Origin of the sequence: Gudongella sp. DL1XJH-153 (genome assembly GCF_049310905.1) — a bacterium.
Taxonomy (GTDB): domain Bacteria; phylum Bacillota; class Clostridia; order Tissierellales; family Tissierellaceae; genus Gudongella.
Genome location: NZ_JBMEMN010000028.1, coordinates 1 through 21,720 on the forward strand (window position 1 = coordinate 1; position 21,720 = coordinate 21,720).

At 33.7% G+C, this 21,720-nt stretch carries 25 protein-coding genes and 1 pseudogene; all 26 read right to left on the minus strand.

Annotated elements, in window-relative coordinates; genetic code table 11:
• Positions 1–170 precede the first annotated feature (170 nt).
• Positions 171–701 carry a GNAT family N-acetyltransferase gene (locus ACOEN1_RS10455; protein WP_422486845.1) on the minus strand — a complete coding sequence of 177 codons (531 nt, stop codon included), beginning with the start codon at positions 699–701 and terminating at the stop codon, positions 171–173.
• A 107-nt stretch (positions 702–808) separates the two neighbouring features.
• Positions 809–1,636, minus strand: coding sequence for an exodeoxyribonuclease III (locus tag ACOEN1_RS10460; RefSeq protein ID WP_422486846.1), 828 nt, complete (start codon positions 1,634–1,636; stop codon positions 809–811).
• Between the two features lie 360 nt (positions 1,637–1,996).
• Positions 1,997–2,605 (minus strand): rhomboid family intramembrane serine protease, encoded by a 609-nt coding sequence (locus ACOEN1_RS10465; RefSeq protein ID WP_422486847.1) that lies wholly within the window; start codon positions 2,603–2,605, stop codon positions 1,997–1,999.
• Between the two features lie 323 nt (positions 2,606–2,928).
• Positions 2,929–3,336: a hypothetical protein gene (locus ACOEN1_RS10470; RefSeq protein ID WP_422486848.1), complete on the minus strand. Its 408-nt coding sequence runs from the start codon at positions 3,334–3,336 to the stop codon at positions 2,929–2,931.
• A 111-nt stretch (positions 3,337–3,447) separates the two neighbouring features.
• Positions 3,448–3,642 (minus strand): hypothetical protein, encoded by a 195-nt coding sequence (locus ACOEN1_RS10475; protein WP_422486849.1) that lies wholly within the window; start codon positions 3,640–3,642, stop codon positions 3,448–3,450.
• A 210-nt stretch (positions 3,643–3,852) separates the two neighbouring features.
• Positions 3,853–5,523 carry a MutS-related protein gene (locus ACOEN1_RS10480; protein ID WP_422486850.1) on the minus strand — a complete coding sequence of 557 codons (1,671 nt, stop codon included), beginning with the start codon at positions 5,521–5,523 and terminating at the stop codon, positions 3,853–3,855.
• Between the two features lie 31 nt (positions 5,524–5,554).
• Positions 5,555–6,292, minus strand: coding sequence for an ABC transporter permease (locus tag ACOEN1_RS10485; RefSeq protein ID WP_422486851.1), 738 nt, complete (start codon positions 6,290–6,292; stop codon positions 5,555–5,557).
• The gene (locus ACOEN1_RS10490) at positions 6,285–7,208 is read right to left on the minus strand and encodes an ABC transporter ATP-binding protein (RefSeq protein WP_422486852.1); all 924 of its coding nucleotides are present in this window, start codon (positions 7,206–7,208) and stop codon (positions 6,285–6,287) included. The genes ACOEN1_RS10485 and ACOEN1_RS10490 overlap by 8 nt, the downstream gene beginning before the upstream one ends.
• Before the next feature lie 106 nt (positions 7,209–7,314).
• Positions 7,315–8,223, minus strand: coding sequence for a sensor histidine kinase (locus ACOEN1_RS10495; RefSeq protein ID WP_422486853.1), 909 nt, complete (start codon positions 8,221–8,223; stop codon positions 7,315–7,317).
• Entirely contained in the window at positions 8,220–8,927 is a 708-nt protein-coding gene (locus tag ACOEN1_RS10500; protein WP_422486854.1) for a response regulator transcription factor, read from the minus strand. The genes ACOEN1_RS10495 and ACOEN1_RS10500 overlap by 4 nt, the downstream gene beginning before the upstream one ends.
• A 23-nt stretch (positions 8,928–8,950) precedes the next feature.
• Complete coding sequence (locus ACOEN1_RS10505; RefSeq protein WP_422486875.1) at positions 8,951–9,082, minus strand: hypothetical protein; 132 nt, start codon at positions 9,080–9,082, stop codon at positions 8,951–8,953.
• A gap of 180 nt (positions 9,083–9,262) precedes the next feature.
• Positions 9,263–9,790 (minus strand): hypothetical protein, encoded by a 528-nt coding sequence (locus ACOEN1_RS10510; RefSeq protein WP_422486855.1) that lies wholly within the window; start codon positions 9,788–9,790, stop codon positions 9,263–9,265.
• A gap of 220 nt (positions 9,791–10,010) precedes the next feature.
• A complete protein-coding gene (locus ACOEN1_RS10515; protein ID WP_422486856.1) occupies positions 10,011–10,400 on the minus strand; it encodes a DUF2177 family protein in 390 nt (129 codons plus the stop codon).
• A 110-nt stretch (positions 10,401–10,510) separates the two neighbouring features.
• On the minus strand, positions 10,511–11,086 hold the full coding sequence (locus tag ACOEN1_RS10520; protein WP_422486857.1) for a DUF6609 family protein: 576 nt from the start codon (positions 11,084–11,086) through the stop codon (positions 10,511–10,513).
• A gap of 164 nt (positions 11,087–11,250) precedes the next feature.
• Positions 11,251–12,093 (minus strand): IS3 family transposase, encoded by an 843-nt coding sequence (locus ACOEN1_RS10525; protein WP_422486858.1) that lies wholly within the window; start codon positions 12,091–12,093, stop codon positions 11,251–11,253.
• Complete coding sequence (locus ACOEN1_RS10530; protein ID WP_422486859.1) at positions 12,090–12,446, minus strand: transposase; 357 nt, start codon at positions 12,444–12,446, stop codon at positions 12,090–12,092. The genes ACOEN1_RS10525 and ACOEN1_RS10530 overlap by 4 nt, the downstream gene beginning before the upstream one ends.
• Positions 12,447–13,036: 590 nt before the next feature.
• On the minus strand, positions 13,037–13,441 hold the full coding sequence (locus tag ACOEN1_RS10535; RefSeq protein ID WP_422486860.1) for a hypothetical protein: 405 nt from the start codon (positions 13,439–13,441) through the stop codon (positions 13,037–13,039).
• 13 nt (positions 13,442–13,454) lie between these two features.
• Positions 13,455–14,930: a hypothetical protein gene (locus tag ACOEN1_RS10540; RefSeq protein ID WP_422486861.1), complete on the minus strand. Its 1,476-nt coding sequence runs from the start codon at positions 14,928–14,930 to the stop codon at positions 13,455–13,457.
• 259 nt (positions 14,931–15,189) lie between these two features.
• Positions 15,190–15,312: pseudogene (locus ACOEN1_RS10545) on the minus strand (ATP-binding protein); the annotation flags it as partial.
• Positions 15,313–15,466: 154 nt separating this feature from the next.
• Positions 15,467–15,901: a hypothetical protein gene (locus ACOEN1_RS10550; RefSeq protein WP_422486862.1), complete on the minus strand. Its 435-nt coding sequence runs from the start codon at positions 15,899–15,901 to the stop codon at positions 15,467–15,469.
• A 130-nt stretch (positions 15,902–16,031) separates the two neighbouring features.
• A complete protein-coding gene (locus tag ACOEN1_RS10555) occupies positions 16,032–16,448 on the minus strand; it encodes a hypothetical protein (protein WP_422486863.1) in 417 nt (138 codons plus the stop codon).
• A gap of 128 nt (positions 16,449–16,576) precedes the next feature.
• Positions 16,577–16,741, minus strand: a complete 165-nt coding sequence (locus ACOEN1_RS10560) for a hypothetical protein (protein ID WP_422486864.1) — start codon at positions 16,739–16,741, stop codon at positions 16,577–16,579.
• A gap of 878 nt (positions 16,742–17,619) precedes the next feature.
• Positions 17,620–18,030, minus strand: coding sequence for a hypothetical protein (locus ACOEN1_RS10565; protein ID WP_422486865.1), 411 nt, complete (start codon positions 18,028–18,030; stop codon positions 17,620–17,622).
• 912 nt (positions 18,031–18,942) lie between these two features.
• Positions 18,943–19,722 (minus strand): class I SAM-dependent methyltransferase, encoded by a 780-nt coding sequence (locus tag ACOEN1_RS10570; RefSeq protein ID WP_422486866.1) that lies wholly within the window; start codon positions 19,720–19,722, stop codon positions 18,943–18,945.
• A gap of 232 nt (positions 19,723–19,954) precedes the next feature.
• Positions 19,955–21,313, minus strand: coding sequence for a 23S rRNA (uracil(1939)-C(5))-methyltransferase RlmD (gene rlmD / locus ACOEN1_RS10575; RefSeq protein WP_422486867.1), 1,359 nt, complete (start codon positions 21,311–21,313; stop codon positions 19,955–19,957).
• A gap of 100 nt (positions 21,314–21,413) precedes the next feature.
• Positions 21,414–21,674, minus strand: coding sequence for a hypothetical protein (locus tag ACOEN1_RS10580; protein ID WP_422486868.1), 261 nt, complete (start codon positions 21,672–21,674; stop codon positions 21,414–21,416).
• Between the last annotated feature and the right edge of the window lie 46 nt (positions 21,675–21,720).

Here is a 21,720-nt window from a genome sequence, read left to right on the forward strand (position 1 = left end):
GCTATGTGCTTGGCACTATCAACCCGCACTGGGGACTTTCACCCGTTAGATTGCACCCATGCCGGGCGCACTGATAAAAGCAATAGGAAGCGCCCTATTGCTTTTATTTTGTTTCAAATATGTCAAGACTATCAGAGAAATTCGTCTTTTAAAAAGCTCTTATAGATTTTTTATGAGATTACTTGCTCATAACCATATCTCAGTTGTCCGGCTTCGTCACCCTCCTGAATATAGAATTCTCCGCACTTCTCAAAACCTGCCTTCTGAAGTGACCTGTTCATTGCTGCATTATCAGGATGCGTGTCTACCCTTACACTCACTGCGCCTTCTTCAGCCGCAAGCTTTGCAACAGAATCGAATAAAAATTTTGTTATATTTTTGCCCTGATGTTTCCGAGCTACAGCAGCCCTGTGTACCGTTGCATAAACTTCGTTATCAGCTGTTTTCCAACTTCCTAAGGTAAGCAGCCGATAAGAAATTTCTTCTGTAAAGGTCACGGCACATATTGCAACCACCACTTCTTCCTCAGAAACAACATATCCGATACCCTCTTCAATATCCTGCATAAAGAGTTCCCGATCTGGATATGTTCCTATCTGCCATTGATTGATTCCATTACTTTTCAGTAGTTCTTTGCCATCATTGGCAATCTGCTCAATAGCATCAATATCTTTTATTGTCGATCTTCTGAATACAAACATTTTTCTATCTCCCGTTTTTTATATTTAGAATCATCACTTGATCTATTTCAATAAAATTGCATCACATCTATTTTGTCCTTTTTGATTGTGCGCAAATCAGATATATACTACAAATCAATTTCAAGCAATATTGGTGTGTGGTCTTGTCTTGGACCTGAATCCATCATTTCAGATCTGATAACCTTATCTGCGACACGATCACTAACCAACCAATAATCAATTCTCCAGCCTGAATTGTTGATTTTACTGGTTTTAGCTCGCTGCGCCCACCAAGTATAGGCATCTGTTACATCACCGTGCACATATCTAAATGTATCAGTAAAGCCCTTTGCCAAAAGATTTGTGAAGCCTTGACGTTCTTCATCAGTAAATCCAGCTGAATTTCGATTGTTGCTAGGATGTGCCAAATCTATCTCTCTATGGGCTACGTTGAAATCACCCGTTGCAATAACATATTTGACTTTATCCAACTCTGCAAGATAATCAGCATATTTATTATCCCAAATCTGACGTTCTTCCAAGCGATTCAAACCATCCCCTGCATTAGGCGTATACACTTGTGTCAGAAAGAAATCATCAAACTCCAATGTGATGATTCGGCCCTCAGAGTCCATAGTACTTGGCGCATCAATTATCGGATGGGTAACAGTTGGTTTCATATTCTTCTTGTATAAGAACATTGTACCTGCATAACCTTTACGGGCTGGTTCAGCTGAACTATTCCAAGCAATTTCATAATCTGGAAACATATCCTTCATGATTTCCAAGTGCTTTTTTGTAGGACCATTACTTGGTAGCTTTGTTTCCTGTAAGGCAATAACTTCAGGATTATGGTCTATAATCGTATTCAGTACATCTTTAGACAATAAGGCACGTGCTGAATTACTTGTTAGTGCTGCATTTAATGAATCGATATTCCATGAGATCAGTTTCATTGTTTCCCCTCCAATTTTTATAATTTATTTCATAATTTTTTATGATCCTACGACAAACTTACAAATATTGTACCATATTGAAATTTACCTAACAAATCATCATTTTTTGAATGAATATCCTTTAAAGAATACACCCATAATTTATTTCTTTTATCACGCAACAATTATAATAAAACCTGGAAACATAAAATGCTGAAGCTCTCAAGTGATGTTACACTAAACAAAATTTACATCTTGCTTAGATTAAAATTATAACACGCAATCAGTGAGCATGATTATTCTTTCATGATTTAAAAAAATAAAAGCAGGTAATAAAATTATCTAATTCGTCTTTAAAATAAATCTCTTCATAACTTTCTATCATTTAGACTCTTTAACTTCTTTGTTTTTAAGCCCATGACCACAAATTAGTCCTACTGCAACTCCTGTAATATGGGCAACATCACTACCCAATGATTGTGGATGTAAAGTTGCTGAAAGCATACTAAATATAAATAACGCCCATACCCATAGCTTAGCTTTTGATCTTAACAATACAGCATTAGGTCTTAATATTGCATATGCACTAACTATCCCAAAAACTGCTGCGGAAGCACCCGCTATAAGTCCTCTCGGTTGAATCATTGATCTAGTAAGTAGAAATGTTAGACTACCAAGCAGTCCTGCTACCAGATAAATGCTTATTACTGTTTTAGTATTTGTAATCTTCTCTAATTCTAAACCAAAGAAGAAAAATAAAGCCATGTTAAAAATTATATGAAAGTACACTTCATGGGAAAAAAATACAGTAATTAACGTCCAAGGTTTTTCTAGTATCATGGATATCTCATAACTCATCAATAATTCCTCTCTAAGACTGGGAATTGTATTTAAAGCGATAAATAAAACTATATTTATAAATATAGTCAATAATGTTCCTCGCCCATCACGGATACTTTCTTTGTACTTCTCAACAATCTTTTCTTTCATCACCTTACTCCCTTCTATTTCTTGCTATTATATGGTCTAATTCATCAAATGCACATTGGAAAGAGGATGTGAAGTTAGTTAAAGCCTAATCTTCTCCCTTATAAGTACATATATTACTAAAACAATCCAAATTACCATAACAACTTTATTGAGCCAGATAATATTGAAAATAATTATTAGAGGCCTTAATAAGAGATTTACTGCAATAATTAACATAACGATCCTCATAAAGCGGTACTCAGCCCTAGTTTTATTAATATTACGTATTAAAAGATCATTGTATCCTAACTTTAATTAACACTTACACTATTTCCTCTAATCAATCAATCGACACTAAACATAGTGACCATTTGTTTTGGTACTTTCCCTTTCAATCTTTCTAACTCTGCTTTTTCTTTCTCCATATTTAAACTGTTTTTGTTGTCCTTATAAAACCAATATGCATAATAGTGTCCTAAATATTTTGTTCGTATATCTTTATCATTTATCAAAATCATTATTTCATCAAAATTTGCTTTTGCATAGTTGCCTTGAATAATTGCATTCTGCGTTAAATTCCAAATTGCGATTTCAATTGCTTTTGTCTTCTCATTCTTGTTCATTCTTAGCCATCTCCCACCATCTGTATAAAACGCTCCATTTCTTAGAGGTATTAAGCTGACTATCCCCATAGATAAGGGTATAGCACCAAGCAAGGAAAATATGTTTTTTTCGATTATTCCCAATGACAACAATATGGCTCCGCAGAATAATGATGTCAAAGGACCACCTAATAGGATACGACCAAACTTCTTGTAATTATCAACATTATCATTTGTTGGAATTGTAGCCCCTAGTCCTCCTCATAAAGAAACATCCTTTTCAATATAAAATATTATTTTATCATTTTCATCTCTTTTAAGACCAAATGGTCCAGCTACAAATAAATAGAATTTAAATCCTTCCTTTAATCCCACCAAGATATGCCCTAATTCATGAACTGCAATCGAAATGATAATGCAAAATATAGCCAATAAAACACGAATCAAAATCTCCATTATTAATCCCCCTAGCCCTAACATAAATCCATTTATTACTTTTCAACTGATGCGTCATTTTCTACGATTACGATACAATACAAAAAAATGAAGTGCTAAATCAATTATCAATACTCATGTATTATATGGTTCACCGTATCGCTTTAGCTGCGGTTTTTAAAAGTAAGCTAGATGAACTATTAATTTAAGGAACATACAGAACAATGTTCCTTACTTTATACTTCTCATATGAACATTTTTTTGTGCTTCTTCAATTATCTCATAGGGAAATCTTTCATGGTGTAGAAGCTTAATTGCGTTTTTTGAATTTGATACTCCTCTATATATTTTATAGTCAAAAATAATATCTTTATCTTCCATTTGTTCAGTAAAATAATAGTTGTCATATAAATCATCTAAAACTTCTGTTAACTCAATATCATGAGATGCAACAATGGAAATACAATTCTTATTATGTAAATACTTCAATATTGAAGCGGAAGCAGCAATCCTTTCCTCAGTATTGGTTCCCCTTAATATCTCATCAATTATACAAATAACTAATCTTTCTTCGCTTAAATTTTCAACAATTCTCTTTAAGTACTTGATTTCTTTAATATAATAACTTTCTTTAGCCATTAAATCATCACGTACAGCCATTGAAGTAATAACCTTTGCATATGGTAAAGTGATTTCATCAGCCATACATGTATGTATGTTTTGCCCAAGAATTACATTTATTGCAACAGCCTTTATATAAGTTGATTTGCCTGATGCATTTGAACCGGTAATAATACAACTATTATCTAACTCAATCGTATTACAAACTGGCTCATCAATTAATGGATGAAATATTTGCTTCATCTTTAAAACATTTTCTTTACTAAATGAAGGCCTGCAAAATAGAGGGAGACTCTCTCGAAATGAAGCTATAGATATTGCCGTGTCTATTTCACCAATCACTTGATATAACTCCATAAACTCATTTTGATTACTCATCAATTTACTTATCATTTGATCATATTTGACGAAATCCCATAAAGTTGCACCTATTATATAATCATATATTATTGCTACAATATCTCCAGAGTATACAGCATTTTTTCTTATTTGAACAATGCTCATTGAATTCCATAAACTCTTGAATGGGATAACGACTTTCATTAGGTCTGAAAATCTATTCTCATATGATAACTTCTTTGTATTAGCAATTGTGTTGCCAACACCTATAACCCCAATAATACTATCAACCATATCAAGATTTACCTCAAATTTATTCTTACCTATAGCATAAATTACAAGATTATTTAGAAATATTCCCCCCAGCAAAAAAAGAAATATTAGTTCTTGTGAAATAACTGCTAGAAGAAGCGATAATCCTAATAGTATCTGTAATAATCTCATTGTTTGGTATCTCCATATGCCTGAAATTCTATATGTATCTAAATTGGCTATAAATCTAGGCAAGTAAAAGTCTCTATCGTCTTTTCCTAAACTAGATAGCAAGAATTGTGTTTGTTCTCTTTCCCTATCATTGAATGCAAAAAAAGAAATTTTTTTCTCAAGTAATTCTCTATATAAATCATTTTTAGGTAGACAATGAAGTTTAGAATATAATATTTGTTCACCTACAAAGGAGCTGCAATTATTAATTCTACAATATACATTATTCATATCTAAGTCATTCCATGTTATGTCATCTATCTTTTCATCATCTGGTATTGTCTTTGTATATTCTTTCCAATGATATTCAATTTTTTCGAAACTGCACTTTCTTGTTTCAGGTTTCTTCCCAAACTCTTCTTTTATTTTAATACGTATTCTTTTAGAACTAATTTTCTTTTCTAATATTATAATTACATACACTAAAATCAATATTCCTACAGCAATTAATATTTGCATATTCTATCCTCCACATCACCCATAAGTCCTCCTATTTGACATCCTGTCTTTTAAAGTATACAAAACTTGCAACGATCCCGATAAAAAAAACAACGAATACAATAACTAGTGCAGCTTCTATTGAATAGGACAATTCTTTAATGACTCCACTTGCAATCAAATAAGGTGCTGACCAAGGAAACAATACCGCTAAATCTTCATTAGCTAGTGCAACATTGCCAAGAACAACTGTCGCAACGGAGATAATTGGTGTAACTAAATTTTTTTGCCAGAGTGTAATGAACACAAAAGGGGACATTGTTAAATATAATAATAAAACTCCCAAAAAATACTCTTTAAGTGACTGCATAATAACAGCACCACTAAATTCTGCAGCATTGCCAACAATACTTAAACCCAGAGTGGATGCCCATGCCACCATTGTTAAAATCAGCATCCATACAAAAAGCATTAGGAATTTTGCTACTAAAAAAGCTTCTTTTGAAACAGGAACGGTAAGTATCGATTTCAAAGTATTTTCACTATATTCACGGCTGAAAAGATAGGCAGCTATAACTCCGTAAACAATAATTCCAAATAAAAGAAGCATATATAAATTTGTCTGTCCCAACATCTCCCAATAAGTAATAACCTTTTCGGGCTCGGTAATTTTAACTTTTATCAAACCTGCAAAAACCATAATCGGTGCCACCATTGCACCTAAAATACTTATCAAGAACATCTTTGAACGTTTTAGCTTAAAAAATTCACAAAAAAGTAAATTAACCAAGTCCCCCACCCCCAATCAAATGTGAAAAATAAGTCTCCAGTTTTTCCTTGCTGACATCGATTTTTGATATTGAAATGTCATTTTCTACAAAACATCTATTGAAGGTTGAACTCATCTCAAAGTTGGAATATATACGTATACTTCCATTTTCATGTACACTGTAATCAGTAATCGCAAAATTTTGCTCAAGCAAAAGACACGCTTTGTTTTCATCCGATACTACAAACTCGAGATACTGCCTATTGCGATCAAGAAGCTCCTGCATGGCTACTTCTTCAATAAGCCTGCCTTCATGCATTACTCCGATAATATCTGCAATTTGCTCAATTTCGCTTAAAATATGACTTGAAATAAGTATTGTCACGCCTTTTTCACTGCAAAGTATTTCAAGATACTTTCGCATCTCTTGTATACCTAGAGGATCGAGTCCATTAGTAGGTTCATCTAAAATCAGCATCTCTGGTTCATGCATAATTGCCGCTGCTATACCAAGTCGCTGTTTCATACCAAGAGAATAGTGCCCAAAGGTTTTTTTTGTTTCCTTTTCTAGACCTACAATTTCAAGCGCATTCTGTACACTATTTTTTTTGTGCTGTCCTCTTAAACGCGCAAAGATTTCTAAATTCTCCTTGCCTGTTAGGTTTTCATAAAACCCAGGAGTTTCAATCATTGAACCTATACGATGATAAACATCTTTTGTTTTTTTATGATAATCCTCCCCTAACAATGAAATTTCTCCACTTGTGGGTGAGGCAAGATTTAATAGCATACGCATAATTGTGGTTTTACCTGCACCATTTCTACCGAGCAATCCATAAATTTTTCCTGATGGAACATTCATATTCACAGAGTCCACACCTATTTGCTCACCAAACCACTTTGTTAGCTTGGTTGTTTTAATTGCATATTCAATCATCTGCATGACCTCCCTATTATACTTATTATAACTGGTAATGCTGACATCAGCCTTGCGCAAATCTTGCTTTTTCCTTACTTAATAAAATAAAGAGATGAAAAACGAATCATCTCTTATATATCGGTAGTTCAATATTAAATTCTGTATATTCAGCTAGTTCACTTTTTGCGATTATCCTACCCCCATGCATCTTCGTAAGCTCTTTGACAATAGAAAGTCCAAGACCACTGCTTTGTCTACTTCTTGACATATCCCCTTTATATAATCGTTCAAAAATATGGGGCAGTTTATCTTTAGCTATACCAATCCCATCATCTTTTACTACTATGCTAATTATCCCGTCATTCTTTTTTAAGACAACATTTATATGATTGCAACTGCTGTGCTCTAATGCATTTTGAATAAGGTTTGATACTATTCGCTTATATGCAGAAATGTCAAGTTCTACAATCCATTCATCATCTGGAATTTCTATCTTAGGTGTTATTCCCTTTTGCTCTAATGCAGGTAACCAATCAATAACTATTTCTTTGGTCAATTCACAAATATCAGTATCATTCAAAATCAGTATCAACTCTTTGGAATCTATTTTAAACCAGTCAAAGAGTGAGTCAACAAGTCTCCTTAAGTCATAAGCTTTTTTTCTAGCAATTTGAATATATTTGTCTCTTTCATCGCCAGATACAATACCGCTTTCAATTGCATCCAAATAACCAAGTAAAGACGTTATGGGTGTTCTTACATCATGAGAAAGGCTTGTGAGCAGTTCTTTGTTTACCTGCTCTAATCTTTTCTGTTCCGATAATTCTTGATTGTGAATAGAAATCAAACCATTGATTTCAAAAGCTATTTTCGAAACAATTCCGTTATCTTTAATAAATACCTTTCTGTTTTCTCCATTTTTAGCTGCTTCAAGTACTTCAAGTATTTGATCTAGTTGTTTTCTCTGAATGACAAGAATAAATATGCATATGCTACAAATCAGACCTAACATAATTATAATAAACATGTTCATATGCTGTTGCTTCCATCAAATTTGTAACCAACGCCCCATACTGTCTGGATGAACTGTGGCTGTTCTGGATTAGGCTCTATTTTCTTTCGCAGCCTACGAATATGCACCATAATATTGTTATCATCAAATGCGTACTCATCTTTCCATACAGCTCTATATATCTGCTTTTTAGTAAAGACCATACCGTTGTTGTCCGCAAGAAAATATAGCAAATCAAACTCTTTTGCTGTAAGTTCAACAGGTGCTTCGGAGACTATAACCTGTCTTGATGCAGGTGTGATTGAAAGATTGTCAAAAGTCAGCATGGATGCAGATACAGCCACACTCTCTCCACCTAAAGCAGTATATCGACGGATAATCGACTGCACTCTTGCAATAAACTCATTCATACTAAAGGGTTTTGTAAGGTAGTCATCCGCACCTAGCCGTAGTCCCAAAACTTTATCGATTTCACTGTCTTTTGCAGTAAGCATAAGCACTGGCACGCCGCTTTTTTTTCGTAGATCGGCAAGTACATCAAAACCATTTTTCTGGGGAAGCATAACATCAAGTACAACAAGCTGAAATGAATTAGTTAATCCTTCCATAAGACCATCCGTTCCATTATGTTTGGTGGTTACTTCATACCCTTCTGTTTCAAGGTACTTTTTAACAAGATCACAAAGTTCTATATCGTCATCTATAATTAAAACTTTTTGTTTCAAGATTTCACCTTCTTTTTAGAAAATTAGTCACTCTTTATTGGTATTCTGTTCCACATATAAAACTTGAGCAGATCATTACCGAAAAAGACTTCACCTTCATTTAGATTTTCAGTTTCTCTGATTTTTTCTTCCAACAGCTCATTAGCATCACTCATGTTGTCTACTCCTATCTATATCAACAACATTGTTAAATAGTATTATATATACATCAACATCTTTAGTCAATTAAATGAGAAAAACCGCCAATCAGAGACTCTTTCTCCTGATTGACGGAAAGCAATAATATGAATCATTTTAAATCACTATTTTTCATACTCCTGATTAATCATCACTATCTACTTTTGATCCTTATAGCCTTCTCTTATTAATTTATAGTCTCCTGTTTCCACATTTAGGTCGTAAATGTTGAAGTTTGTCTTTACATCATATCCTTCAAGGTGTGTTGCCAGGTTTATGGAAGCGGATCCATGGTCTCCACTGGTTATCCTATGAAATACATGTGTAGTCCAGGTTACTAGCCCCCCACCTTCCAGGATCCTTTCTCCATTGTGTTCAATATAGTCAGGTGTAATAGTGAACCTTTCAATTTCACCATGCTCTGGCTTATAAAGCTCTACGTATCTTACTCCATGAAGGACAAATAAATTATCCTCCTGATGGGTATGCATGTACCATGCCTTTTCAACCGAACCTACCTTCCCTGGAGAAATGGCTCCTTTTTGGTGAATAACCCTGTCGAGAGCATCAATCTTTGGAATCATTGATTGGACCATAACATCAAAGGTCACTCCCTCAGTTTTTCTGAATTCCTTAAGTTTTATCACTTTGTAAAAATCCTTGGCTTCTTTAATTACGTACTCCACAGTATCACCCTCCCTATATTCTGGACACTCCACTATTCTTAGCAGCCTTGGCTACGCCTTTTGCAAGCTCTTTACCTACATTTTTATCAAACATCAATATAAATGTCTACAATCAAACTATACCCTATTTATCATTACCATATCCTTATAAGTGCTTTTTTACTATTCATTCTGACTGGTAGGTGGATGACCCCTGGTGCTAGAATATATCTGGGACAAACTAAATATAGTGAATTAGTGCAAAGGATATAATTGAAGTTGTTGCTGTGGAAAAGGTTCCCCACGCCAGATCGAGGAGCGTTAGCTTTATAGGCCAATTTTTAAGTAGTGCAAGATTGGTAAAGTTATAGGTAGCATACATGGCAAAACCTAAAAATCCACCATATCCTAGCGCATGTATTATATTTTGCTTTTCAACCGATGGATTTATTACAAATGCCAATATAGCTGCAGCATTTATCAAATAAAAGAAAACTCCCGCATATATTTTTGTTTTATTTGCCATAAGATGACCAATTTGTTCTCGAAATAACTTGGGAGCTATGAAAATATGCCAAAACGAATCCACCAATAAGGAAACAATTAAAATTACCAAATATCTTATTATCATAATCTTTTCTCCTCACATGATATGATTAAGCTGAACTCTCTGAGTATCGGCAAAAATAAGATACTCCTCCTAAAAACATTTAAATCAAACTCAGTATTTTTATAATCATCTTATCCCTCATCAACAAAAGCTCTTTTTGTCAAATAAGCATCATATCTAAGAAATAGGTATACTCCAAAACCAATTTTAACCAATCCATCTACAACACCAAAAAACAGAAACGGTACTTCTTTAAAAAACATACCTGTGATTGGCCAAATTGTGCACATCACACTAAGATGTAGCATAACTCTACCATGAACAGGAATGAATAGAAGAAAATGAATCCCTGTAGCTATCAAAGTGCCCAGCCATACCATGCGCCAATCACCGCTAGGGATAAATGAGCCACCCATAATAAACATTAACGGAAACAGTGAGATATCACCATACTTAGACATTCTTTTCTGTAGAGCATTCAATTCGCCCTTAAGAGAGTATTTTCTCTTCACATATGGATTAAGCTCTGTGATATAAAGACTTATTCCATATCCACCCATAAAAACAAAAGGGTTTAATTCAAATCTACCACCAACTAGAGTTGCTAAAGTAATAACGGATCCAATCAATACTAGCCAGATTCCAATCACACGAATCAATGGGTATTTCACAGTTTTAGCGTAATCATTGAGAAAAAGTTTTTGCATTTCTCGCATCCTCCAATATCGTTTCAATCTTTATTTTTTAATTTGTTTTTTGACTATAAGAATCATTGGGTAAATCATTGGGGACGGTTTGACAGAATCATTGGGGACGGTTTGGCATACTACCTTAAAGGTTTACTATTTGGGTACGGTTTATTTTCGAATTTTTATGAAGGATTATTAAGTGATTTATATAGACTTGGAGTATACCCATTAAGTCTTTTTTGAGGACGGTCATAAATATAATAATCCATAAATTCCTCTGTTATTGAGTTGACTTCATGAATATCCTTGAGCCTTCTTTTTACTAGATGAACTGTTTCAGACTTGTAGTGGCCAAAGAAACTTTCAGCTTTTGCATTATCCCAGCAGTTACCCTTTCTTGACATACTTTGTTGAATATCAAGATCTTTTAGGAGCTCAACGTATTTTTTGCTGGTGTAATGAACTCCCTGATCGCTATGAATAATGCTGTTAGCTAGATCTACTTTTTTTGATAGCAACTTGATTGTGTCAATGCTTAGAAATTTATCCTGTGTATCACTGATATTCCAAGCGACAGGCTCATTATTGTATAAGTCAATTACTGTGCAAAGATAAATCATTTTTCTTCTGGTTGGTATATATGTTATATCAGTCACGTACTTTTTACCAGGTACGGATACAGAAAAATCTCTCTTTAAAAGATCTTCCTTTATTATGTGTTGTTCCTTGGGTCTTTTTGGTTTCTTTGTCAGTATAGAATAAATGCCTTTTTCTCTCATTATTCTAAGGATTTTTTTATGATTTACGATAAGTTCATACTTGTTTTTCAGATCATATTTAATTGATCGGTATCCTTTACGTCGACCTGATTTTTTGTGTATGAGAACTATTAATTCTTCAATCAAATATTTTGTCTTGTTTGGTTTTGAGGGTTTTCTTTTGTACTTATGATACGCAGCTTTGCTTACACCAGCTACTTCACAGAGTAGCCATATCGGGTATTTATATTCTAGTTTAAGGATCACTTCGTATTTGGTTTCTTTGATTCTTTTTTTTTAAGATAAGGTTTTAGAGATTTAAGACTTTCAAGATACTCTACACGGGCTTTTATAACCTCGATTTCTTCTTCATATTCCTTTTCGCGAGGAGTTCGGTCATCTTTGTGTACAACGGACTCCTTGGACCTTGCTACAGCTTTGACAGGCTTTGTTGAGTCTGGAGGTAGAAGTCCTTTATTGATTAGTTGTTGTTCCCAGTTGGTTATATGGTTCTTTGATGGTAAGTTATATTTCATCGCTATTGCTCTAACTCCAAGAGGACTATCGTAATAGTCTTTGATAACAGCTAATTTAAATTCATCAGAGTATTTTTTATTCAAGAGAAACACCTCCTAAGTTAAGTATATCTTACCGTCCCTAAATGGTAAACTTAAGAGGGTCCGTGCCAGTTCTGTTTGGTTGAGAATATGCTCTTCCCTACTTCTCGAATGGTACTATATGGCATCTCCAGCAAACGAGAAATTGACCTGTATGAAAGCCCACTTCTAGATATTAACTTCGCTATCAATTCATTTCTTAAGCTTTTATTAATTCTCATTTGTTCTACATAAAACAATTCATGTTTTACACAACATTCAGCAATAATTTCCTGAGCCTTTTCTTCTCTAATTTTTTCAAGATCTTCTATTATTTAAAGATACTCATTACTATCTTCAATCATATGAAAGTTCTTAAACTCCTCTATACTATTGTTTAAGAGGCTAAGCACAAATTTAAACTGTTGCCCTCTTGCTTTGTTATCACTGCTTATGTATTTCCTGTAGCTACTCCATTTATAATCTTCCGCTCTTCCAACAATTCTTGCTTTGAATGGATTATTATGAATAAAAAATCACCTCTTTAGTTGTGAGATGATTTTATCATGTCTGGACTGCTATAAATATGTGTACTAGAACATGCGCTTACATTTTTACTGGATAATTCTACCTTTAGAGTCAAACTTTGTAACTATATCAACCTTACCATCAAAGTCTGTATCTTCCATCTGCAAATCAGCATATTCACCATCTACCATTCGAATCCAGAAATCCTTCATACCATCATTATTCTTATCCCAACTTACAAATTGAAGTTGCTCATCTTTGTAATACATTCTTCTTTCTTTAAAATCTTTTTCGTTATTTACATCATCATATACTCGATTAAACGGAACTGTTTCTCCATCAAAACTTACGGATCCTTCAAAGTCAACACCCTCAGAATTCGATTTAATTTGGGAAGCCTCATCAACAACTTCAAAGGACTTATCTTTCCCGCATCCTACAAAGCTTATGAGTAATACAATAAAACAAATGAATATCATTGACTTGCGCATTGTTACTCCTCCTTCACTTTATAGTGACACTCTCTTTTACGCTTTCTTTCAATGTTTCTGCATATTGTTGTAAAGCACCTAATATCGTAGCATATTCACTTTCATAGGTCCCTCCGCCAATATGGATATATACAACATAGGGTTCATCTAATTCAAGATAAACACCTCTTGAAAAATCATATTCTGGTTTTTGGGGGTAAGTTTGGTATACATATTTCACATTAATCTTCTTATTTGTGTTTGAGTTTTCAATTTGCGAAAATCCTTTCTCGTTATTTCCACTATAACTAGATTTTATAATATCAATATCAGTCATGGCCTTTTTTAAGTCATAATCAGATGAGGAATTAAAGTCATAACTTTCATGACTCGGATTTATATAAACAAACTCAAACCTGACGCTACTCTTCATTTCAACAATATTCTCAGAATTAGGGTATTCTTTAATAGCACTATAATTTACTTCATAGGATGCCCTTAAAGTATCATGGTTTAAAATATCGGGATCATTTTTAGTAATTTCATAGCCTAAACCTTCTAATTCGGGAACATTTATTTCTGCTGGAAATATTTCTATAGGATCAAAATTAGCCTTATCCGCATTGCTATTATTCGAGTTAGATTGATCTTTATTTGAATTTTTAAGCATATCATATACACGATCTTTTTCAGCTTGATTAAATTTTTCCCGTTCATCAAATAAGCTCATCATAGTTATTTCTAAATTTTTGACTTCTTTACGCATATCATTACATACACTGTAACTTTCTGCTATGGAGATATCTAGTTGCCTGTTTTTCAAATGAGCTGCGGCAAGTTTATCAATATCTTCCTCAGATAATTTAACACTATCAGCTTCATCTGATAATTTAATATCAGGAATAATTTCATCAACCATCGCTTCAGCGGTCTCTTCAAAGTCAAGTCCACTACTTAATAATGTTATACCACCCGTTCGTATTACTTTTTCAGATTCGGTATGGTCATTTGGGTTAAAATGATCGACTAAACCAATCATTTCGCCTAAAACTTCAATATTCGATGCAGCTTCTAATATATTCTCAGCACCTGATTTTGCAACATCCGCAGCTGATTTAGCCGTATCATAAGTAAAATATGCCATTCGTATAAGTGATTTAACAATATTGCCACGATGTCTATTTACCAAAGCTCTTTTATACTCTATTTCCTCTAATCTGGATTTTCGTTCCATCTCTAAAATTAGTTCGAGATAAAGGATTTCACTACCAATTTTCTCAATTTCATTATCCAATTTAATTGCTTGTTGAACTTCATAACTCCTAGATTCAATTGGAATATTATCATCAAAATCAGAATATTTAATCCAGTCTCGTTCAAAAACCTCCATGTTTATATCGCCTTTTTCATCAAATAATTCATCAGCCCACACGCTGCCTAGGGACCAAAAGATTAATAGACAAGCTAGTAAAAATATTACTCTTCGTTTAAGTTTCAACCGCCGATTCATTGGCAACCCTCCCATATATTGATTATAAAAACAATTTTGATTTTTACTCTTGTTCTTATCTTTTTTATTCATGATAATTGAATTAATTCTATTGTTTTTTTTACCCTTTAACACTTTATCAAAGCAAATAATATTGTTTATTTTGGATATAAAACCAAAATTGCATTAGTTACTTATATATGTTTTTGGCAATCAAAAATACAATTACCAGTACCAACCAGGATCACTTCATCAACGAATTTTCCATACGATAGCTTTTTCATGAAAATATCAACATATGTGAATGGTGTACAAGCCTGTCAACTATTGCATCTATAAGCTTTTCATTAATCAGGAATCCTTTCCATCTGTCAAATTCGATATTGGTTGTGATGATGACGCTTTTAGTCTCATATCAAGGCCATAAATTTTCTAAACTGACAGTATACAGGAGAGCTGTTGTAATCATCATTAATTCTAAGTCCACATGCATAAAGCATTCTAAATAGAATTGGATATATAATATGATATGTTAGGTATCTTGGACTAATCGGAATTCATCTCGCTGTGTTTTTATTAAAACAATAAATCGCTGTCGTAACAATCGCAACAATTATAAGAATATGCAGAATAATATGATACACATCTGGGATATACATTGTCTCTGAATTAATAAACTTTATTGCATCCTTAAAATATTCAATTTTTCCTTCTTTTGTTCCCATAAAACCACTTCCAAATATTGTGTACCATTCATGACTTAAAAACTGAATAATAAACCACATAGATAGCCATGATAATAGAATGTATTTCCCTAATTTTTCTTTAATGATAAATATTATAAATATAATCAATGGAATAATCATAAATAACCATTCATCTTTATAAGAACTCGTAACCAAATATTTATTTCCAAAGTAAACCCCAGTCATAGCTAAAAAATACCACAATAGAAGAGTAATATTTGAAATTATACAATATTTTTTCTTCATTATCATTCCTCCCCTTACTTAATAATCACTCTATTTGTTGATATTATAGTGTTTTTAAGGGAACCCCTTATGGGATTCCCTTAATTCGTCTTTCTAGAAAATTGTTCATTAATACTAAATGACATTTTTATTATTCAAAATTAATATTTTTATCAAGTGCATATGTGTATTTCTCAGAATTTTTAATAGGATATTTTGTATGACCAAATTTATATCCTATTAATTCTAAAACTAAAATTTTATGCTCTCCAATTTTAGTTATTCTATATTTAAATATTGCATCACCACTATATACTTTGCTTCCTCTAATCCTAAGTCCAGCAACTCCATTTTTACCATCACTGCTAAACGTCTTCATAGTTCCTTTTGAAATTTCTATATAATCCTTCGGATTTAATTGTTTTGATATATTAGAATCTGTATTTATATCGCTCCCATTATATAAATACCATTTCCCATATAAGTTTGTAGATGAAATAAAACTTATAATAACAAATGCTAAACAGCAAATTAATGCGATAGCACCAATTTTTTTAATCTTGTTCATGTAATTATCTCCCTTTTATCTGCTTTATTATTGATTTTCCTAAATAAAACCCTCGTATATGCACCCGAGGCTACTTAAATATTTGCATAATATCTTATCTAAAATTATAAGATATTATCTAATTTTTATCAATGTAAACCGGGATTAACTTTAATTTGATTGGAATAGCCTAGAAATCGCTTAGTGCTGATCTTGAATTGTCCGTTTTCAAAATGTCTTCTAATTCCACATGTGGATTTCTCGCTGATGGACCTGCTTTCATCCTGGGCGAGCGATGATAGTATTGTAAGCATTATCTCTCCTTTGGCATCGAGTGTATTGCTATTTTCCTTTTCAAAACAATTATTAATACTACGTATAATCGAATTATACTTTTGCTAAACGATTGAACCATGAAAGCAAAACTACACTTACAAAGGTTAGCTCAATTCAGCATCTAAACCATATTCCCTTAAAACACACCCAAAATCTATCATTTTATCCGCCATAAAAAATAAACAAACCCTTGAAAACAGCTTAAGTACGAAATTTTCAAGGGCTTATACATTTATTTTCTTGTAAGCAGACAGACGGTTTTCACGTGCGGTATCACATAAGTCTTATACAATTTAACAAAACATACTGTGACCTGTGTAGATACTCATTTCCTATCCCTCCATTTTCACTTTTGAAAATCTCAATGTGCCTTGAGTTGATGGTATAATGTCAGAAGTCAATTTTTGTACCCGACATATGCGGGAACATATTAACCGGTTTTTTACTGATTATCTAGAAATGGTAGTGTGTGGGTACATATCAATATCAATCTCCAAAAATTTCAATTAAACAATCATTTGTTCTGGCTGACTCTGTGGCTTTCTAAATTCTCTTCTTGCGTTTATACTAATTTCAATTGTAATTAAAGCTACTACTATAATGACTTCGGGAAGATTGGTAGCAAATCTCTCAATTACCCATCCTAAGAAATCTGACCCAATGCTTGCCCACTAGCGATTATAGCAATGAGCACACCCATCACCTTTCTAATTAGTAATATTGGTGTCTCTTTCTGTATACTTGTAATAATAATTAGCATTAATAAAAGTTTTATTTATAATATGTAAAATAGTGGAGTTTAAAATGTTCAAATTATAACGTATCTCGACTCAACCCCTTCTTTAATCATTCCTAATTATTCCTTTTTACTTTTTAGAAAACTAACAATATATGTAGTGATTCCTGATACAAGGGCAATGACTGGAGTTAGTACCGTAATCAAAAGTCCTAACTGAAAATCATACCCAATAAAGATATCTCCTGCTAAGAAGTAAGTAATATAACCAACTATCGCAATAATATTCATCGTAATACTAGCGTGATAAAGGCCCTTTCCAACTCGCATTTTGCTTTTTGTATTTTTGTTATTTACCAATTTGAGACCAATAAAATAGATACCTGATATGATAATAAAGTAGCCGACAAGTAATTTTTCAACACCGTTTAACTGATAATAATTTGTAGATATTATGTACACAGAACTTATAACAGTAAAAATCAGGTTGACTATAAGTAAAATAATTGGATCTATTTGATTTAGTTTCATTTTATATCTTCCCCTTTTTTTTAATGTTTCTATAAGTTTCTGTCTTTTTTAAAAGATGTGCTAAAATGATTTCTTGCCGAATGCACACAGTGAGGGTTCATTCCTTTCTGTGAAGTGTATATGTTTCGTCACTTATATACTTCGACCGGGGAGGGGTGAAACCCTTTTTGATTATGAAAAAATTGTTCATTTTTCAATGTTTTTAGAAATATGAAATTTACTCGAATCATTTTATATCGTTACTTATCTTGATAGTATATTTGATGTACATGTACAAAACAATCTACCATTTGTCCTTATTTATACAGACATCCACCTTATAAAAACTTTGTAGAATTGATAATTAATGAGTATATAAGCAAAAATAATACTGATCTGGATGCTTATAAAAGCAAGTCGTGTGCTGAACTTTGTGCGCATGAGTATGGGTAGAAACAAAAAAGAATAGATTACGAGAGAAGTCACCAAATAAATTATCATCCAATTAAAATGGTGATATGGCAAATAAGCTGCTAACCAATAAGAAGCTACAATAGGCAAAGCAATTGGATGTAGCGTCATTGCCGGAATCTGAACCGTAACTATTTGAATATAAGCGGCAAGAATGGTACCCAGGATTGTCACTATTGATATTGTAGCCATATACTTTATAGGTGTACCCTTACTCACCAGCAATTCTCTAAAATGTGCCATTATGCTTTTATAATATTTTTTTGGCATCCCGATCACTCCACATGCTTTTTAATTGTTAGCTACTTTTTTCCAACAATACTACCGTTTCAACATGCGCTAATAAATTTTTCTTATACAATTTAACAAATTCAACGCCTACAGGGGTAAATACTTATTTCATCCCCCCATTTAAACTAAATCGTCAGGTTCTAGTCACTTATATTACACCAGATTATCTTTTCAATCCATTCTGAGTCCTTTTTTTGCTTTTGTTGCATAAAACTCTGGAAAATATTCTTGGAGGGTTCCATCGGAACGATAGTCTTCATAAAACCCATCAATATAAAATCCAGCTCTGATTTGCCCTCCTATCTGCGCTTCCAAGCTGTGGCTAAATTCCACCATTCCATGTGTTCCAAAATAATCAGCTCGCTTCTCATCTGATAGATCGATATCTCCTCTAAAAGGCAATCGATTTGATACTTTCATTAATCCTTTGCTATCTAAAAGTGGTAAATCAAATAAGTATTGATGAGGATTCATAAATCCTGAAATCAGGATACCTTGATAAGATAATATCCGAAAACATTCGGACCAAAGTTTAGTTAGATCAGGAATAAATTGATTTGATATCGGCTGTATTATCAATTCAAATTGTGAGTCATCCAATCGAGAAAGATCAGTCATATCCCCTTGCATTATATTTATTTCTAAATTCCATCGTTTGGCCGCTATTCTATCTTGATTAAGCTGCCCATCGGAAATATCTAATACTGTAACTTTTGCTCCAGCCGCTGCTAGCAAAGGTGCTTGTTGTCCTCCACCGCCAGCTAAACAAAGTATATGCCTATCAGATAAGTCTCCTAGCCAATCTTTAGGGACTATCTTATTATCAGTAACTCTAATTTCTGGTTTGCCCCGTTTTGCCTGATGGATATCTGTATCAGTCAAACCACCAGTATATGGATTGTTTGATTTTGAAATGAGATCCCATGCGTTCTGATTATCAAACTTTTTCATTTTTTTACTCTTCCCCTTTCTTCTCGTAAAACCATAAGATGCTCCAATCAAAATATTAGCAATCCGTATTCTCTTATTCTGCTACTACATTCTCCCTTTTGTTAAATCATTCAATCATTTTCGCAAAACGTACAACTTATAGGGTTAACTAAAGGTTATGTTTCAGTTTACAAAGACTTAAACACACAAAACTGTCTGATTGAAAATCCCCTGAACCCCTTGATTTCGGTGATTATTTACGTTCAATTAGACAGACGGTCTCAACGTGTGGTGTCCTAGGAAACATATCCATAAGTTTAACTCTCTTTATTTCATATCCTCTGTCCTTAAAGATCTTAAGGTCCCTTACAAGTGTAACTGGGTTGCATGAAATATAGACATACTCCTCTGGTCCGAAATCAATGATTTTGTCAATTGACTTTGGGTGGATTCCATCCCTTGGTGGATCTATGATTATAAGGTCGGGTTTTTCGGTTAGCTCTTCAACTCCTTTGAACACATCATCTGCTATGAACTCCACATTGTCCAGGCTGTTATGCTTGGCATTCTCCCTTGCCATATCCACTGCCTCTTCAACAATCTCAATTCCTATTACATTTTTTGCAACTGCTGCCATCATCTGGGCTATTGTTCCGGTACCAGAATAAAGGTCGAATATGATTCTGCCTTCCTTCTCCCCTGCAAACTCCCTTGCGATTGAATAAAGCTTTTTAGCACCACTGGTGTTTGTCTGGAAGAATGAGAATGGTGAAATCTTGAATTTAAGACCTAGAATTTCCTCATGAATTATATCCGTTCCGTAAAGTGTATCAAGCTTATCCGCTGTAACAGTATCTCCCAATCCATCGTTTATTGTATGAAGAATCCCGGTGATCTTTCCCTCAAGATCAGATAATGAAAGAAGAGCTTTTACGAAACTCTCTCTATCGATTTCAATCTGACTTGATGTAACAAGGTTTACAAGAATCTCTCCAGTGCTTCCAGCTCTTCTTATTACCAGGTGTCTAAGAAGGCCTTCATGGGCTCTTTTGTTGTAGAATGGAAGTCCTAGATTGTCAAAATGACTTCTTACTGTTTCTCTAATAATCGTAAAATCCTTGTTTACAATATTGCAGTGGTCAGTATTTACCACCTCGTAGAACCTCCCCTTCATATGCAGACCAAGGGCAAGAGGACCATCTTTTTCTTCATCACCAAATGTGTATTCCATCTTGTTTCTGTAGCCTACCAGATCAGGTGATTCCTCGATTCCTTCGATCTTTACGCCCAATCCCTCCTTGTCAAAGAGCGCCTGGACCTGCTTAAGTTTAAGATTCTTTTCGTTCTCATAGGTCAATGACTGATAGGTACATCCTCCGCATACATCCTTGTGAGGGCAGCCTTCTTCTGTTTCAAGAGGTGACTTCTCCAGCACTTCAATAAGCTTTGCCTCCCAATATTCTTTTCTTCTCTTAGCTACCTTTGCCTTCACTTTCTGACCTGGAATTCCTCCCTTAATTCTAATATTTCTGTCTTCAAAAGTTCCTATTCCTTTGTTTGGAAAGTCCACTCTATCTATATTAAATTCTATTACCCTTGATTTTCTTGACATCTGAATCCTCCTGACATGATAAAAGGGAGACTATTTCGTCTCCCTCTTTACTCGCTAGTCTAATTATATAGAAAAACCTTATGATTTTCAATGTATTTTCCTAGCCTCCTCCCCGAAGAAAGCTCTTTCTTAGGTCTTCAAGAAAGTCTTCAGAGATTCCTTCCTCCACCAGAATTTTAAGCTTTAAGGACTTGAAGGGAAATGCCCCCACCATTCTCATGAATTCATCGCCAACAATCACTTCCCAGCCTTTTCCTGCAAACTTGCCATTTCCCAGATTTCTTCCCTTTTCATTAAAGTATTCCAAAAACTCCTCCCTGTCAAAGGATGAGTAAGTTTTTTCAATATGTAGCATATCCAAAATCACCTCTCACCTTTTAATATACCCAAAATTCAAGGATAGGTAG